The organism is Chitinophaga varians, from assembly GCF_012641275.1.
Lineage (GTDB): Bacteria > Bacteroidota > Bacteroidia > Chitinophagales > Chitinophagaceae > Chitinophaga > Chitinophaga varians_A.
Genome location: NZ_JABAIA010000001.1, coordinates 2455290 through 2472624, shown reverse-complemented (window position 1 = coordinate 2472624; position 17335 = coordinate 2455290). Strand labels below are relative to the sequence as shown.

Below are 17335 nucleotides of genomic sequence, written 5' to 3'. Positions count from 1 at the left end.
TAATTGTAAAAATCAAAGTATTACTGTACCCGGTAGACGTGTGGTGACTGCCCGCTGTGGTTTTTAAAGAAATGGGTGAAGTTTCCCGGCTCTTCAAAGCCGAGGCACCACGCTATTTCCGCAATTTGCCAGTTAGTGTGGATCAATAGCAGCCGCGCTTCCAGCAGCAGGCGCATGCGGATATGCTCGCTCACGGTACGGCCGGTTGCCTGTTTTACGCAGGCATTCAGATGATTGGGATGCGTATTCAGCTGCACCGCAAATTCTTTCGCGGATTTCAGTTTCACCTGGTGATGATTGAATTCAATGGGGAACTGTTTCTCCAGCATATCGGTAAAGCGGTGGGCAAGCGTCTGGGCGGCAGTTTGCGGCCGTTGCGGCGCCTGCGCTTCTGTGGCCAGCCGTTTGCCTTCCAGCATCAGTAACCGCAGGTAGATGAGAATGGCTTCCTGCTTAAAGGCGGCATTTTCATGATATTCCTTTAATAATTGCCGGAAGATAGACTGAAGGTAATCGCTTTGCTGTTGATTGAGTTTGAATACCGCCCTGGCTCCAAGTTGTAACAGCGGATGATGCAGCAGGTCTTCGTGCGGCGCATGGACAGAGTCAAACAACAGATCGGTGAAAAGGCAGAAGTAACCTTCCTGGTCGTCTGATGTGGCCCGCCATGTTTTTACCTCATGTGGGTTCAGAAATAATAATGTCGGACCTTCTATCTCATAGCGGTCCTCTCCCATCGTGAATATACCGGTGCCTCTGCTGATAAAGCTGATTTTGTAGTAATCGCGCCTGCTGGCGGTCACTTCGTCCACGCAAGGGTGGTCTGACCGGTCATGTACGGCAAAGCTGCCTTTCAGCGGGGCTTTGGGTATCATGTGCGGGGAATACAGTTTTTCGGTGAAATCCTCCATTCTTTGGAGCAGAATGGCGGGGGTTTTTCGAGTAGACATATTCAAATGTAGTAGTTTCCCGATAAATTTTTTACGGTCACGTTGACTGACTATGTTAAGTTTTTATACGGGCTGATGGCTTCAAATCCTTTACAGTACCGGATAGTGTTTTTAAATGCAGCGTTGTTGCAAATTCATTTTTGATTTATTTCCGAAAATTTCACAATTTGTTAACGCCTTTATCAACCAAAATCTTGTTATCATCGATGCCCTTGATGATCCCTTGTAAAGAGCGTCCTGCCTTGCATAGCGGATAAGCAAGATACTAAAGTTACCTGCGGAATGACTGCGCTTTTCAAGACAGTTTTCCGCTTTTTTATTTTGCTGACAATTTTTATCCTGACCTTGCATTTGATCAATCAAAATCGTACTCCATGGAGCTGAACCAGCGTCGTACTTCCCTGTTATTGCTCTTGCTGTTTCTGGTATTTAAGATAGTGTTTCAGTATACGGTGGTGAATCCGGCGTATGACCTGCACCGCGATGAGTATTTGCATCTGGACATGGGATATCATCTGGCGGCGGGGTATTTATCGGTACCGCCTTTTACCGCTTTTAACTCCCTTCTGGTGCGATGGCTGGGCGGTGGTGAATTCTGGGTGCGGTTTTTCCCGGCATTGTACGGTGCGCTGACCATGGTGGTGATATGGCGGATGGTGTGTTTCCTGGGTGGGGGCTTGTATGCGCAGGCACTGGCGCTGACAGTGTTTGTTTGTTCGGCCTTTTCCCGCTTAAACGTGCTTTACCAGCCCAACTCCTTTGATGTGCTGACATGGGCATTGATATGCTGGCTGATGATGCGTTACCTGCAAAGCCAACAGGGGAAATGGTTATTATGGACAGGTGTAGTGGCCGGTATCGGACTGCTCAATAAATATACGGTAGCCGTGTTGCTGGCCGGATGGCTGGCAGCATTGCTGTTGTCATCCCACCGGCGCATATTTCGGGAGAGGGATTTGTACCTGGGAGCACTGATTGCCTTGGTATTGGCGGCACCCAACCTGATATGGCAGGTACAACAGGGTTTCCCGGTGCTGCATCATATGAATGAACTGGTGGCTACGCAGCTGGTGCATGTGGACCGGATGGATTTTGTGACAGACCAGTTTATCTTTTTCCTGGGCGGCGCTTTTTTGATAGTGGCGGCGTTTGCAGGGCTGCTGTTCTACTGGCCCTACCGGTTGTACCGCGTTGTTTTGCTGATGTATGTGCTGGTGATACTGCTGCTGGTGTATATGCGGGCAAAGAGTTACTACGCCCTGGGATTGTACCCGGTGTTGATCGCCTTTGGTTGTGCCTACTGGGAGCGTGTATTCCGGAACGGCTGGAACCGTTACCTGCGTGTATTATGGCTGGCCGTGGTAGTGGTGCCTTTTGTGTACCTGCTGAACGTTGTTTTCCCGGTGTTGGGACCTGACCAGGCGCGGGAGAAGGGGGCTAAGTTTGCCGCCCTGGGCATGCTGCGGTGGGAAGACGGAAAAAAACATGCTTTGCCGCAGGATTTTGCAGACATGCTTGGCTGGAAAGAAGCCGCTCAGCTGGTCATGCAGGCCTGGCAGCGCATACCGGAGCAGGCGCGGAAAAATACGCTGGTGATCTGTGATAATTATGGTCAGGCAGGGGCTGTCAACTACTTTAACCGCGGCCGCATGCCGGCAGCGGTATCTTTCAGTGCGGATTACGTGTATTGGTTTCCGAAACTGGACACGCTGCAATACATTGTGCTGCTTGGAAATGAGCCCTCCGAAGGTTATCGTCCGCTTATCGGGCGGATGGAGGTTGTGGGCACGGTGCAGGATGCACTTGCCCGGGAATATGGCGCCAGTGTTTACCTGTTGTCCGGCCTGTCGCCGCAGGTGCCTGTACTACTGAAGAAGGGAGTGCAGGAAAAGCAGCAGAGCTATCATTGGAAACAGGGAGAGCGAAGATAGTTTCCGGTGGCGGCCACTATCTCCTCTGTGCTACGTCCACTTCCGAAACCTGATTGCAAAGGGGGCAAAAACAGCAGCGTTGCGCAGGGAGCATGGCGGGCGCTGATTACCTACCGGTGGCAGCCGTTATTTGCTCAGCACAAACTCCACTTCCCCGAAGCCCAACTGCAGGATTTCACCGTCCCGTTCGAGACAGAGGTGCCCGTCTGGTAATACTCCCCGGATGACGCCCTGGAAAACGACGCCGTCTTTCCGGTACAGGCCGGGTTGCTGCCAGCGAAAGAGCTTTGAGGTATATTCTGCCAGGAGTGTATCAAGAGCGGACATTTGCAGTGTCCGGATACGGGCGTCCAGGCAGCTGCATAGTTCCCGGGCCATGGTGGCAGCGTCCCATGTTTTGCCGGTGATCTGCTTTAATGACACGGCGTTGGGAAGATCGTCCGGAAATTTTCCCTGGTTCAGGTTGAGCCCGATTCCGATAATGGCATAATGCCACATATTACCCCGCAATACATTTTCTATCAGGATGCCTCCTGCCTTTCTGTCACGCCAGTAAATATCATTCGGCCATTTGATAATGGTTTCGTCGCCGGCATAGGCAGCGAGGAAATCATGTGCGCCCAGGGCCACTGCCATGCTCAGCATGAATTGACGGGAAAGCGGCAACATGGCTGGTTGCAGCGCTACAGAGAGGGCGAGGATATCACCGGGACGGGCTATCCATTGTTTGCCACGGGTCCCTTTTCCTGCTGTCTGGTTGCTGGTAAACCAGGCTGTACCGGATGTCACCTGGCCCGAATTTACCTGCTCCATGGCATAGTTATTGGTGCTGTCAATTTCGTCTAAAATATAAAACGGGTGTCCTACCACATGAACCTTTTTTAGTCTTAAAACAGCCGGAAAAGTACTTCATTTTATTATTTTCTTAACATTTGTAGGCCCTGAAGCATGATATTTCTGCATGTTATATTAGTGCTTGTTTAGTAACTTTGACAATTAAAGTTTATTTTTAACAAAAACGAGATTTATTGGCACCCTTAACCGTTCTGAGCACGAGGAAAAAGGCCCAAACGCGCCTGACCAGAGAAAGTGAAATTTTTACCACCATCATAAAAGCCATACAGGAAAAGAAGGGGGAAAATATCGTATCCCTGGATTTACGCCAGATTCCTGAAGCCGTGGCCGATTTCTTTGTAATATGTGAAGCCAATTCCAATACCCAGGTAAGAGCTATCGCCGATTTTGTAGCACACGAAGTAGAACTGAAGCTAGGTGAAGCCCCTTATAAACACGAGGGTTTTACTGCTCAACAGTGGATACTGGTGGACTACGTAAATATTGTAGTGCATATTTTCCAGCCGGAAACAAGGAAGTTCTATAATCTCGAGGAAATGTGGAGTGACGCCGACAGGATGGACCACAACGATGACTGAACAAAACAGTCGTGAAAGTATTAATTATTATATAAATATTCTGATTGTAATAAACATCCGTAAAGGAGCGTAAGATTATGGAAAAAGGAGGCAATAACTTCAACAAGGGTTCAGAGAAATCTCCAAAGAAAGGACCGAAGTTCAATATATACTGGGTATATGCTTTTATTGGCATCGCCCTGCTCGCAATGAACTTCTTCCCTGATTTCAGACCCTCTACCAAAGAGATCAGCTTCCAGGAATTTCAGGTAAGTTATTTGAAACCTGGGGACGTAGATAAATTGGTCGTTGTTAACAAGAAATATGTAGAAGTCTACATAAAACAGGACAGTCTTAAACTGCCCAAATTCACGGAAGTGGCCAGAAGCCGTTTTGGCGGCGGCCTGAATCCGGGCCCTCACTACCGCTTCTCTATTGGTAGTGAAGAAAGCTTCAAAAAGGACATCGACAAAGCCCAGGAAGGGATACCGATGGAAAACCAGGTCAAAATCTCCTATGACGAACGTCAAAGCTGGTTTGAACCGATCTTCCAGCTGCTGTTGCCCATTATCCTGATTATTGGCCTGTGGGTATTGCTGATGCGTAAAATGGGCGGCCCTGCCGGCGGTAGCGGTGGCCCGGGAGGTATCTTCAATATCGGCAAGTCAAAAGCCACCTTGTTTGATAAAGGCACCCGCGTAAACATCACGTTCAACGATGTGGCCGGCCTTGACGAAGCGAAAGTGGAAGTGATGGAAATCGTGGACTTCCTGAAAAATCCGAAAAAATACACCTCCCTGGGTGGTAAAATACCAAAAGGAGCCCTGCTGGTAGGCCCTCCGGGTACTGGTAAAACCTTGCTGGCCAAAGCGATGGCAGGGGAAGCACAGGTACCTTTCTTCTCCATGTCCGGTTCCGATTTCGTGGAACTGTTCGTGGGCGTAGGCGCCAGCCGTGTACGTGACCTGTTCAAACAAGCCCGTGAAAAAGCGCCTTGTATCATCTTCATCGATGAAATCGACGCGATCGGTCGCGCCAGAGGTAAAAACGTTATGATGAGCAACGATGAAAGGGAAAACACCCTGAACCAGCTGCTCGTGGAAATGGACGGTTTCGGTACCGACAGCGGTATCATCATCCTGGCGGCCACTAACCGCCCGGACGTACTGGACAGCGCCCTGCTGCGCCCAGGCCGTTTCGACCGTCAGATCTCTATTGACAAACCAGACCTGGCCGGAAGAGAAACCATTTTCGAGGTGCACCTGAAGCCAATCAAAACATCCCCTAACCTGGATGTGAAGAAACTGGCCTCTATGACTCCCGGTTTTGCCGGCGCCGATATCGCCAACGTATGTAACGAAGCGGCCCTGATCGCTGCCCGTAAAGGCAAGACACAGGTGGAAATGGAAGACTTCAACGACGCCATTGACCGTGTGATCGGTGGCCTTGAGAAGAAAAACAAAATCATCTCCCCGGAAGAAAAAGAAGTCATCGCTTATCACGAAGCCGGGCATGCTATCTGCGGATGGTACCTCGAACACGCTAACCCGCTGGTAAAGGTGACTATCGTTCCCCGCGGCGTGGCTGCGCTGGGATACGCACAATACCTACCGAAAGAACAATACCTGTACAATACCGAACAACTGCTGGACGATATCTGCATGACCCTCGGCGGCCGTGCGGTAGAGGAACTGGTATTCGGTAAAATATCCACCGGCGCACAAAACGACCTGCAGGTAATTACCCGTATGGCCTACGCCATGGTGACCGTATACGGTATGAACGATAAGATTGGTAACGTGTCTTTCTATGATCCAAACAGCGATCAGTCTTTCACCAAACCATACTCTGAAGAGACATCCCGGATGATCGATGAAGAAGTACGGAAACTGATCGATGCGGCTTATGTAAGGACTAAAAACCTGCTGACAGAAAGAATGGAACAGGTGAAAACCCTCGCCAAGGAACTGCTGGAAAAAGAAGTTTTATACCAGTCCGACCTGGAAAGGCTGATCGGCAAACGTCCGTATGATGTGCCGAGAGAACATCACCTGGGCAAGGAAGGCATGACTACTGACGGCGTACATCCGACAGACATCATCAATCCTTCTCCTTCACCTGCTAATGCATAAATTTTGATATGAAGATTTCTCCTGCCAAGGAAAATATTCTGAAGAGAGTACGGAATGCGTTAAGCCAGCCTGTACAGTTGCCCTTCCCCAATTCGGAGGGCAACTCCTCTGTTTTCAAAACAGAGAACGAAGGGCTGGAGCTGAGGTTTGCAGAAGAATTTACCAGGTTACAGGGGAAATTTGTTTTCTGTACCAGCAAAGCGGAACTGCTCGAAAATCTGCGCCTGCTGTCAGATAATAAGGACTGGCGGAACGTATACTGCCAGACGCCTGCCCTGCTGAAAGTGATAGGTAAGAATGATCTGCCTACGCTGAACCAGGGTAATATACACGAAGCGGATGCAGCCATCACAGATTGCGAATACCTGGTGGCCCGCACCGGTACAGTAGTGCTCAGCGCCGCTCAACCCAGTGGAAGAGCGGTGCCGGTTTATGCGCCTGTTCACATTATGGTGGCTTATACCCACCAGCTGGTGTTTGACCTGAAAGACGCTTTCAGCAGACTGAAAGACAAATACGGCAACGACCTGCCTTCAGCAGTTTCTTTTGCTACAGGCCCGAGCCGCACGGCAGACATCGAAAAAACACTGGTAGTGGGCATCCACGGACCGAAAGAAGTATACGTATTTTTAGTAGACGAATAAATCATCAGCAATAGCCTTCCGCTTACAGGTTTTAACAGAACATCCCGTTCTCCTGAAACCATATGCGGAAGGCTATAATGTTTGAGAGATAACACAAATTGTCACATGGAAATTCCTTTACCAGCCAATAAGAAAATATACTTTGCTTCCGATTTTCACCTCGGGGCGCCCAACATGACCGTCAGCCGGGAGCGGGAGAAACTCATCGTGCAATGGCTGGAAATGGTGGAAAAAGATGCTGCGCATATCTTTCTGGTTGGAGACCTTTTCGATTTCTGGTTTGAATATAAACATGTGATCCCCAAAGGATATACCCGCCTGCTGGGCAAACTGGCGGACCTGACTGACAAAGGCATCGGGATATCCGTATTTATCGGCAACCATGATATGTGGATGGACGGCTACTTTGAAGACGAGCTGAACATCCCGGTTTATTATGAGCCTCAGGAATATACCATAAATGGTAAGAAGTTTTACATTGGCCATGGTGACGGGCTGGGGCCCGGCGACCATGGATACAAATTCCTCAAGAAGATTTTCCGCAATCCTGTATGCCGCTGGTTGTTTTCCTGTATTCATCCGGTAATGGGCATCTCACTGGCCAACTACTTTAGTCGCAAGAGCCGGGCCGCTACCGGCCAGGAACTGGAGCATTTTCTGGGAGAAGACCAGGAATGGCTGGCTATCTACAGTCGTGAAGTATTGCAGCGGGAGCATTTCGACTATTTTATTTTCGGTCACCGGCACCTGCCGCTGGACCTGAAGGTGGGGCCTGACAGCCGTTATATCAACCTCGGCGAATGGCTTAACTATACTTCCTACGCTGTGTTCGACGGTGCTTCCACCACGCTGGAGTTCTTTACCGAAGCGGGCGCGAAACTGGCACGGTCAGGCGTCAAGGATCTCGTGCAGGATAGGCGGTGAGTGTAATTCCGTAAAATCCGGCATATGCAGCCGGAGAAAATCCAGATAAGCGTATAATAACTTTCTTCTCTTTTCTTTTGCCATGCTGACTGCTGCCAGCTGCTGCACTTCGCTGCATTGAATCAGCCGGTCGGTGAGCTCACTGTATTCGGGGTCCAGATGGTCGGTATGGTGGGGCGGCAGATAGCAGAACGTTCCCTCCTGCAAGTCCAGGTAGGGCGTATATTCCGAGAAGTGGCCGTTGAGCCGGAAGCCCAGAAATTCCGCCAGTTTGAGGGTATAAAACAGGGGCAGGTTGGCAATAACCGCCGTGGGAGAACCATCCAGCAGTTGCAGCGTATTTTCCGTAAAATAGTACAGTTCGAGCTGTTGCTCCGGTTGCTTCAGGCTTTTCTGCAGCAGTTCGATGAGATACAGCGCAATCGTGTTTTTGACCACGTTGTAATGCAGGGAAGTATAGATATAGCCTAGTTTGAACTCGGAAATGCGGTGCAGGTTTTTGACTTCATGGTGATACACCACCATTTCGAGGATATTGCCGGGTTGGAGCAGGTTGCCTTTGGCCGCTTTGGGCTTGGAAGACCGGACACCATTAACGATATACGATTGCAGCCCGAACAGCTCCGTGAAAATGCCCACGATCACGCTCGTGTCGCCATATTTCACCGTACGTAATACTATGCCGCGTGTTTTGTGAAGCAACTGTCTCTGTTTTTAAGGATGCCGCAGGAATAAAGTTGCAATTTAGGGCAAACAAATGTAATTCATCTGCCGGCAACAGGTTAGCTAATGGGTATTTTAACTACCTTTACGCCATTTAACAAATTGAAAAATCCTTATGTGGCAACGTTTAGCCAGCTTTGTGCTAAAATTCCGACTAACGCTCCTACTCCTGTTATTGGTCGCCACCGGCGTCATGGCATTTTATGCCTCCAAGGTGCAGATGTCTTACGACTATGTGGCCACCATACCGCATGATAATCCGAAATTTCTGGAGTACCAGGAGTTTAAGAAGAAGTTTGGCGGAGATGGAAATATGCTGGTGCTGGGCGTACAGACCGATAAATTTTTTCAGGCAGACTTTTTCCGTGACTACCTGCAGCTGAATCATGATCTGAAGAAGATCAGCGCCGTGGAAAATATACTGAGCGTTCCGCTGGCCATCAACCTGGTAAAGAACGACAGTACACAGAAACTGGAAGCCGGCCTGCTGTTTAAGGACAGCAGTTACACACAGGCGCAGATAGACAGTTTAGCGGGTGTTTTCAGGACGCTGCTGTTTTACAGGGGATTACTCTATAATCCCGATACAAAGGCCTATATGATGGCCATTTATGTTAATAAGGACGTTTTTAATTCTCCTAAGCGTACCGCTGTTGTTGCAGAAATCAATAAACTGGCACAGGCCTTCCAGGACAAGCATCATACAGAAGTTCATTTAAGCGGCCTCCCCCTGATTCGTACAGTCATGGCCGTTAAGGTTGCGGATGAACTGAAACTTTTCCTGAAGATCTCTTTTCTGCTGACGGGCCTCATTCTCTTTTTATTTTTCCGTTCTTTCGGTGCGGTGCTGATGTCGATGGTGGTGGTAGCTATCGGCGTGGTGTGGTCTGTGGCCACTATCGTGCTGATGGGATACAAGATCACGCTGTTGACAGGTTTGATACCATCGCTGATTGTGGTGATCGGTATCCCCAATTGCGTGTACTTCCTCAGCAAGTACCATACAGAATATGCGAAGCATGGCAATAAGACGAAAGCGCTGGTGCGTATGATACAGCGGATGGGTATTGTGACGTTGTTTACCAATCTTACCGCCGCTATTGGTTTTGGCGTGTTTTGTTTTACCAACAGCGCTATCCTGAAAGAGTTCGGTGTGGTAGCGGGACTGAACATTATGTTCATCTTCCTGATCTCCTTTATTTTCCTGCCGTCTGTGTTGAGTTTCCTGCCTCCTCCGAAGACCAAACATACCAATTACCTGGAGAATGGTTTCCTGGGCTCGGTGCTGGATTTTCTTACCACGCTGGTGTTTAAATACCGTAAGCCGGTATACTTTGTTACCGGTGCGCTGGTGATTGCTGCATTGGTGGGCATGAGCCGGCTGAAATCTGTGGGGTATATGCTGGACGATATCCCGAAGACAGACAAACTGTATACTGATCTGAAGTTTTTTGAGAATAATTTTAAAGGGGTGATGCCTTTGGAGATTGCTGTGGACACCAAACGCAAGAACGGCGTGGTGAACCTGCAAACGCTCAACAAGCTGGATGAACTGACACAGCTGATTGCAGCGCAGCCTGATTTTGCGCGGCCTTTATCCGTAGTGGAAGGTATCAAGTTTGCGAAGCAGGCGTATTACAACGGCGACAGTTCCAACTATGCCGTGCCTAATACGTTTGATCTGGGTTTTCTGGCGCCTTATCTCCGGATGAAATCCGCCGGTACCGGTGCTAACGCTTCCGCCTCTACGTTTTCAAAACTGGTGGCTTCATTTATGGACAGTACCAGGCAGGTGGCGCGTGTGAGTGTGAATATGAAGGACGTGGGATCGCAACGGCTGCCTCAGCTGATGGACTCGCTGGAGCCGAAAGTGACTGCTATTTTTGACACTGCGCATTATAAAGTGACCTTCACCGGTACCAGCGTTATTTTCCAGGAAGGTACACGTTTCATTATCAACGGTTTAACAGAGAGTATCCTGTTGGCTTTTGTATTGATCATGGTATGTATGCTTTACCTGTTCCGTTCGTGGCGGATGTTGCTGATATCACTGATCCCGAATATTATTCCACTGGTAGTTACCGCGGGAATAATGGGATGGGTTGGCGTGGCCCTGAAGCCTTCCACAGTACTGGTGTTCAGCGTGGCCTTGGGTATAGCCATTGACGTAACCATCCGTTTTCTGGTGAATTTCAAGCAGGAGCTGCCGCATCATAATCTAGACATATCGGCCACGGTGAAGCAGACTATTCATGAAACGGGGCTGAGTATTATTTACACGTCGATGATCCTGTTTGCCGGGTTTATGATTTTCAGTTTCTCTGAATTCGGAGGTACCAAGGCGTTAGGATGGCTGACCTCCCTGACGCTGGTGGTAGCGATGATCACGAACCTGACTATTCTGCCGGCTTTGTTGTTGTGGATGGAGAAAGCTTTGTTAAAGAAAGCGAGGAAAAAAGAGTTGTGGAAACCACTGGATGAAGAGGAAGATATCGAGATGTCTAAACTGGGTGTAAACGACACCGAGTAAACTTTAAATAGGAAAGTGCAAAGCAGCAAGGATGCCGAAGTATTTTAAAAGCGGCGCCCTTGCTGCTTTGCGCTTTTTATGCACTATGCTAAACAAATTATTTTTTTTAGCTAAAATGGACAAAAAAAGGCCTTAAAATAATCTAGTGGGCAGCATTCAAATACCCTTATCACCGCTTGTATAAAAGCTGTGTTTATACCGGATAAAAAATAAGAGGTTTATAATGCCATTCTAACCACTAGTTCATGAAAAACAAGTACTTAAAAGGTGCTCACTTATCTGAGCGCAAGTTTAAGGAGATCCTGCGGCTGTTCGCCGACGATCTCACTGCGACGCAGATCGCGGATATCAGCGGAGTAAGCAGAGTAACGATCAACAGTTACCTGAAAAAGCTTAGAAACCAGATAGCCCGTTTTTGTGAGGCGCAGCATCCAGCGCCGGTTCCGGTCGTAGCCTACGACAACCGGCTGGTTGAAACCCAGACAGACCACGACGGCGATACGCTGGTGGCTGTCAAACCGGAAGTTGACCGCATCGTAAAGCCGGTCATTTTTGGTATCTGCAGAATTGCTGACCGGTTGCACACCGAAATTTTACCTGATGTAAGCAGACCTATGATCCACGCCGCCACCCGCGGCCGTTCCGTGTTGGAAACACTGGATACGACGGAGCGTTTGCGTCGGTTTAACGGGGTGGTGGACCTGGGCCAGTACCGTTTGTACCGACTGGGTAGTTCAACGACAGACACCGTTAACGGCGGACCGTTAATGGACGAAGTAGATGCATTCTGGGGACTTACCAAGCATCGCCTGGCCAAGTTCAAGGGATTGAACCGTAATACGGCTTATTTGCATCTGAAAGAATGTGAGTACAGGTTTAATCATCGTAATGAGGACCTGTACAGCGTGTTGCTGGAGTTGTTAAAAAACTACCCGCTCACCCTTTCCTGATAACTTATTTGTCCCACCAACCGGTGGGACAACATTTATTTCGATTTAGATTTTGATGATGAGTGCAGGTGGTACTCTTGCCGCTTGTTTATTTTCACATATATATAAATTTATTAAAAAATTAATAAGTTAACACTTTGTTAAAAAGATGTTATCTGAATGTTATAGCCAATTTTTCCAGCTTAATTTTTTGTTAATAAAAACTATATTTACAGCTGGTTGAAAATTTGTTAAGGAAACTGCTTATGGGAAAGAAGTTAACTACTTCTTAAAGCGATTTATTGAATAAATCGTAATAGAAGTAGTCGGTTTTTGCGATTATAATACTGTATTGTACCTGCCGGCTTTAGTTCTCCACAATTACATCAACTTTTATTTACGACAAGGAAACCAAAGGAAATTGAGACTAAAGGTCTCGATATAGATTAGTATTTATTGAAGGTTAAAAACTAGGAACAAAATCATGCTTATGAGGAAAGTATTATTTCTCCTCCTGGCCGTGCTCTGCGTGGTCGGTCAGGCTTTTGCGCAAAGTCGCAACCTAACGGGGAAAGTTACCGACGGGAAAGACGGATCTCCTATACCTGGCGCAACCATCCAGGTAAAAGGTACCACCAGAGGTACAGCCACCACTCCAGACGGCTCATTCAGCCTGCAGGTATCTGCAAACGATGTATTAGTAGTATCATTTATCGGCTTTGAAAGCAAGCAAGTGCCTGTTGGAAATGCCACCACACTCAAAATCGCCCTCTCTACAGACTCCAAGAGCCTGGACGAGGTGGTAGTAACCGGTTATACCCTGGAGAAAAAAGTTAACTCCACTATTGCCGCATCTACCATTACCGGTGCAAAGGTGAACAACATTTCCCTGCCTGATGTAAACCAGATGCTGCAGGGTAATGCTCCCGGTATTTCCGTGTCCACCAACTCCGGCCAGCCCGGCTCTAAAACTGAGGTAAGGGTACGTGGTATTGGTTCTGTGTCCGCCAGCAACAGCCCACTGTATGTACTGGACGGTATTATCATGTCCTCTGGTGATTTCACGCAGAACACACCTTCCCAGGACATCCTTTCCAGCCTGAACCCTGCCGACATTGAAAACATTACCATTCTGAAAGACGCGTCTGCAACAGCGCTCTACGGTTCCCGTGGTTCCAACGGTGTGGTGGTTATTACTACCAAAACCGGTAAAAAAGGCCAGAGCAGAATCAATTTCAATGGTAAATTTGGTTTCCAGAACCTGGCCAAAAGCATCCCGATGATGAACGCCACCGAGCTGCTGCAATATCAGCGCGATGGACTGGCCAACGTTTTAAATGCAGATGGCACCAGAAAATACTCTGATGCTGACATTAAAAAATTCCGTCCTGATCACCTGGCTGATTATAACACAGACTGGATGGACCTGGCTTTCCGTACAGGCAAGACCCAGTCCTACGGCATCAACGCCAGCGGCGGTAATGAAAAAACCACCTTCTACGCTTCCGGCGATTACTTCAAACAAGACGGTATCCTGATTGGCAGCAACTTTAGCCGCTATTCCGGTCGCCTGAACGTAGATCACAAGTTCAACGATAAATTTGATCTGAGCGTGAAAATGAGCGGTTCCTATACCGATCAGAACAGCGCCGGTCCAGGTAACTCCTACTCTTCTCCGCTGATGGGCGCCATCACACAGGTTCCCTGGATCCCTGCGAAAGACGAGAACGGTAATCCTTATATCGGTTATGTAGGCGGACAGCCTGGTTCTCCTACCTGGTCCGGTGTTGCCGACATTCCTGATGCATGGCGTCCAACCCTGCAGGGTGGTAACTTCCTGCACACTGTTGCCAACAACTACCGCAAGAACAACAATACACAAACGATCTTCAACGCAGCCCTGGGTTACAACATCATTGAAGGTCTGCGCTTTGTGGTAAAGGGTAATGCTGAACTCACCAACATCCGTGAGAAACAATGGACTGCGCCGAACTCCTACGATGGCCGCAACTATGGCGGTTATCTGTACAACGGCAGCACCAGCATTGGTCTGTATACTGCACAACAGTTGCTGACTTACAACTTCAGCATCAACAAAGATCATAACTTCCGCCTGTTGGCCGGTAATGAATATTCTTACCAGAACCGCAGTTATTTCCTGTATGCAAAGAATGGTTTCCCTGGTAATCAGTTGCAGGTGCCTGACGTAGGTGCTAACCTGTTTGATGGTGCCGGTAGCGAAAGCGGTTATGCTTTCCAGGGCCTGATCGGCAAAGCTGACTACGACTATAAATCCAAATACTTCCTGAGCGCCAGCTACAGAAGAGACGGTTCTTCCCGTTTCCCTAAAAATGCCCGCTACGGTAACTTCTACTCTGTAGGCGCTGCATGGCGTATTACGGAAGAAGAGTTTGCCAAAAACATCTCCTGGCTGAACGATCTGAAACTGCGCTCCAGCTATGGTATCATGGGTAACGCAGAAGGGCTGGGTAAATACTCTGACTTCCCTTTCCGCGGCCTGTACAGCCTTTCCGGTGCTTACCTGGGTGAAACAGCTGCATTCGCCAACCAGCCTGGTAATCCTAACCTGAGCTGGGAAAAACAAAACCTGTTCGACATCGGACTGGATTTCAGCGTGCTGAATCGTCGTTTATACGGTAGCATTGGTTTTTATGACAAACGTTCCTCTGCCCTGCTGATGGAACTGCCGCTGTCCATGACCACTGGTTTTGAAGCGATCAACATGAACGTTGGTAAAATGATGAACCAGGGCTTTGAAATAACTATCGGTGGTGTTCCGGTAGCTACTAAAAACTTTACCTGGACTTCCGACGTGAACTTCGCTACCCTGCGTAACAAAGTATTGAACCTGGGTGGCCAGCAGGCTATCCCTGCCGGTTCCAGACAACGTATTGAAGTGGGCAGACCCTTCGGTTCCTGGTACATGCCGGTATGGTACGGTGTAGATCCGCAAACTGGCAGCCCACTGTGGGTTGGCAACGACGGTAAACCTACCACCAGCTACACAGAAGCACAGAACAACAGACAGTTTGTAGGTCAAGCACTGCCTAAAATCACTGGCGGCTGGACCAACAAAATCAACTACAAGGAATTTGACCTGTCTATGCTGATCACTTTCAGCGCTGGCAACAAAGCCTACAACTCCAACCGCGCCAACCTGGAGAGTGACGGTTCCAACACCCGTAACCAGGCAAAAGACGCATTGGACCACTGGCAAAAGCCTGGTGATATCTCCGACAGACCAAAAGTAGTTTTCGGTAGCATCACTGGTAATCAGATTTCTTCCCGTTATCTGGAAGATGTTTCTTACGCCAGAATCAGAAACCTCACCCTGGGTTATACACTGCCCAAACGTCTGTTGGGTAACATGAAACTGCAGTCTCTGCGTGTTTATGCACAGGCTGAGAATCTGTACACCCTGACCAGCTACAAAGGATGGGACCCGGATATCAACACTAACCCGCTGCCTCCAACCAGCACTGCCTCCGTTGCTACTACCAACGCAGGTGTTGATTTCTATCGTTATCCTACTTCCCGCGTGTTCACATTTGGTATCAGTGTAGGATTGTAATTGAAGAAGTTGATTAACAAAAACCTTGGTTAAATTATGAAATATCCAAAACTTTCTATACTCGCGCTGACGGCCGCTACTGCGTTTTCCGCATGTAACTCCAAGCTGGACATCGCACCTTCCAATGCGTTGGATAATGAATCAGCAGTCACCGAAGCAAATGCCCGTATTCTGGCCAACGGCCTGTATGAGCGTGCCCAGGAGCTGGAATATTATGGTCGTGATTTCAACGTGGTAACTGATGTTACCGGCAACGATATGAAGATCACTGCCGCTAACTCCAACCGTTTCCTTTACGAGTTTCAGTATATCTTCACACCGCTTACTGCTTCCCAAAGCAAAACCTGGCTGAACGCTTATCGCGTGGCCAACCAGGCGAGCGTGATCATCGATAAGCTGCCAGAAACAGCTACCACGAAAGAGTACAAAGGTGAAGCATATTTTATGCGTGCACTGGCGCACTTTGACCTGGCGAGAAGATATACCCGTCCTTATTCCCAAATGAAGAATGATGCGACGAAAGCCAATACAGGTGTGCCGCTGGCCATAAAGGCGGTAGACAATCCGGCTACTTCCAAGCCTTCCCGTGCTACGCTGAAAGAAACGTACGATGCTATCATCAGCGATCTGAAAGCGGCAAAAAACCTGGCGCCTGATGCAGCTACCAAAACTGAAAAAGTTTTCCGTGGCTCTAAAGCTGCTGCCAGCGCATTGCTGACACGTGCTTACCTCTATGTCGGTGATACATCTAATGCCACTGATCCTAACTGGCAGGCTGTAATTGATGAAGCAACACCGCTCATTAATGCTTTCCCGCTGTGGAGCGACGCCAATTATCTGGCAAATTATACCACCAATAATCCTACTTCAGAGGATATCTTCTCCCTGCGTTTCCTGACACCGGAAAACAGAGGCGCTGATAACTTTGGTAATATCTACCTGCCCAATGATGGTACATCCACCAGCGGTTATGGAGACGTGCGCCTGAATCAGAACTTTATGTCCCTGCTGGAGGCTGCCGACTACCGCAACACGATAGTGAAAACATTCTCAGGCAACAACTACATGATGAAGTGGATTGGTAACGGTCTTGGTTTGACTGGCATGTCCAATGTGAAAGTGTTAAGAGTGAGTGAGGTGTTACTGAATCGTGCGGAAGCGTATATGCGTCAGGGCAACCTGCAACTCGCTGCCAACGACATCAGCAACCTGCGTCAGCACCGTGGATTATCAGCGTTTACTGCTTCTGACTTCAACAGCGTGAGAGCAGAGCTGATCAAACAGCGCAGACTGGAACTGGTAGGTGAAGGCTTTGGTGCTACCGATCTGTTCAGGTTCATGGGTAAACGCTCTATTGCCGACGCAGATGCATTACGTCAAAGTGAGATCCTGCCGACTAGTCAATATGTGGCATTTCCAATTCCACAGACGGAAATCGACGCTAACCCGAACATCGTACAGAATCCGGGTTACAACAAATAATTCACAGTACTTACTGTATAAAGGGGCGCCATCTGGCGCCCCTTTTTTATTTAAAACCATGTTTGGCATCCTGACAACCTTATTGT

At 48.5% G+C, this 17335-nt stretch carries 12 protein-coding genes; 9 read left to right on the top strand and 3 right to left on the bottom strand.

Going from position 1 to position 17335, the window contains the following annotated elements:
* Positions 1 to 20 precede the first annotated feature (20 nt).
* Positions 21 to 950 (bottom strand): AraC family transcriptional regulator, encoded by a 930-nt coding sequence (locus HGH92_RS10010; protein ID WP_168870585.1) that lies wholly within the window; start codon positions 948 to 950, stop codon positions 21 to 23.
* A gap of 374 nt (positions 951 to 1324) precedes the next feature.
* On the opposite strand from HGH92_RS10010, the gene HGH92_RS10005 reads away from it, so the two are divergent.
* A complete protein-coding gene (locus HGH92_RS10005; RefSeq protein WP_168870584.1) occupies positions 1325 to 2881 on the top strand; it encodes a glycosyltransferase family 39 protein in 1557 nt (518 codons plus the stop codon).
* Positions 2882 to 3007: 126 nt separating this feature from the next.
* Here HGH92_RS10005 and HGH92_RS10000 read toward each other — a convergent pair whose 3' ends face one another.
* Positions 3008 to 3751: a biotin--[acetyl-CoA-carboxylase] ligase gene (locus HGH92_RS10000; protein ID WP_168870583.1), complete on the bottom strand. Its 744-nt coding sequence runs from the start codon at positions 3749 to 3751 to the stop codon at positions 3008 to 3010.
* Positions 3752 to 3909: 158 nt separating this feature from the next.
* Between HGH92_RS10000 and rsfS the strand changes: the two genes are divergently transcribed.
* The 4 genes from rsfS (at position 3910) to HGH92_RS09980 (ending at position 7993) form a co-directional block, all read left to right on the top strand.
* A complete protein-coding gene (rsfS, locus tag HGH92_RS09995; protein ID WP_168870582.1) occupies positions 3910 to 4314 on the top strand; it encodes a ribosome silencing factor in 405 nt (134 codons plus the stop codon).
* 77 nt (positions 4315 to 4391) lie between these two features.
* On the top strand, positions 4392 to 6425 hold the full coding sequence (ftsH, locus tag HGH92_RS09990) for an ATP-dependent zinc metalloprotease FtsH (RefSeq protein ID WP_168870581.1): 2034 nt from the start codon (positions 4392 to 4394) through the stop codon (positions 6423 to 6425).
* A gap of 8 nt (positions 6426 to 6433) precedes the next feature.
* Positions 6434 to 7069: a lactate utilization protein C gene (locus HGH92_RS09985; RefSeq protein ID WP_168870580.1), complete on the top strand. Its 636-nt coding sequence runs from the start codon at positions 6434 to 6436 to the stop codon at positions 7067 to 7069.
* A 105-nt stretch (positions 7070 to 7174) separates the two neighbouring features.
* Positions 7175 to 7993, top strand: coding sequence for a UDP-2,3-diacylglucosamine diphosphatase (locus tag HGH92_RS09980; RefSeq protein ID WP_168870579.1), 819 nt, complete (start codon positions 7175 to 7177; stop codon positions 7991 to 7993).
* Here the strand turns inward: HGH92_RS09980 and recO are convergent.
* A complete protein-coding gene (gene recO, locus HGH92_RS09975) occupies positions 7958 to 8695 on the bottom strand; it encodes a DNA repair protein RecO (RefSeq protein WP_168870578.1) in 738 nt (245 codons plus the stop codon). The two genes, HGH92_RS09980 and recO, sit on opposite strands and share 36 nt — an antisense overlap.
* Positions 8696 to 8831: 136 nt before the next feature.
* Here recO and HGH92_RS09970 point away from each other — a divergent pair, with 136 nt between their 5' ends.
* From HGH92_RS09970 to HGH92_RS09955, 4 genes are all read left to right on the top strand, one after another.
* Positions 8832 to 11246 carry an efflux RND transporter permease subunit gene (locus HGH92_RS09970; RefSeq protein WP_168870577.1) on the top strand — a complete coding sequence of 805 codons (2415 nt, stop codon included), beginning with the start codon at positions 8832 to 8834 and terminating at the stop codon, positions 11244 to 11246.
* Positions 11247 to 11491: 245 nt separating this feature from the next.
* A complete protein-coding gene (locus tag HGH92_RS09965) occupies positions 11492 to 12196 on the top strand; it encodes a LuxR C-terminal-related transcriptional regulator (RefSeq protein WP_168870576.1) in 705 nt (234 codons plus the stop codon).
* A 469-nt stretch (positions 12197 to 12665) separates the two neighbouring features.
* On the top strand, positions 12666 to 15767 hold the full coding sequence (locus HGH92_RS09960) for a SusC/RagA family TonB-linked outer membrane protein (RefSeq protein WP_168870575.1): 3102 nt from the start codon (positions 12666 to 12668) through the stop codon (positions 15765 to 15767).
* A 36-nt stretch (positions 15768 to 15803) separates the two neighbouring features.
* Positions 15804 to 17249 carry a RagB/SusD family nutrient uptake outer membrane protein gene (locus tag HGH92_RS09955; protein WP_168870574.1) on the top strand — a complete coding sequence of 482 codons (1446 nt, stop codon included), beginning with the start codon at positions 15804 to 15806 and terminating at the stop codon, positions 17247 to 17249.
* Positions 17250 to 17335 lie beyond the last annotated feature (86 nt).

Coding starts and splice junctions, on each gene's coding strand:
- HGH92_RS10010 (WP_168870585.1), bottom strand. CDS start 950: ATGTCTACTCGAAAAACCCCCGCCATTCTGCTCCAAAGAATGGAGGAT.
- HGH92_RS10005 (WP_168870584.1), top strand. CDS start 1,325: ATGGAGCTGAACCAGCGTCGTACTTCCCTGTTATTGCTCTTGCTGTTT.
- ftsH (WP_168870581.1), top strand. CDS start 4,392: ATGGAAAAAGGAGGCAATAACTTCAACAAGGGTTCAGAGAAATCTCCA.
- HGH92_RS09985 (WP_168870580.1), top strand. CDS start 6,434: ATGAAGATTTCTCCTGCCAAGGAAAATATTCTGAAGAGAGTACGGAAT.
- HGH92_RS09980 (WP_168870579.1), top strand. CDS start 7,175: ATGGAAATTCCTTTACCAGCCAATAAGAAAATATACTTTGCTTCCGAT.
- HGH92_RS09970 (WP_168870577.1), top strand. CDS start 8,832: ATGTGGCAACGTTTAGCCAGCTTTGTGCTAAAATTCCGACTAACGCTC.
- HGH92_RS09965 (WP_168870576.1), top strand. CDS start 11,492: ATGAAAAACAAGTACTTAAAAGGTGCTCACTTATCTGAGCGCAAGTTT.
- HGH92_RS09960 (WP_168870575.1), top strand. CDS start 12,666: ATGAGGAAAGTATTATTTCTCCTCCTGGCCGTGCTCTGCGTGGTCGGT.
- HGH92_RS09955 (WP_168870574.1), top strand. CDS start 15,804: ATGAAATATCCAAAACTTTCTATACTCGCGCTGACGGCCGCTACTGCG.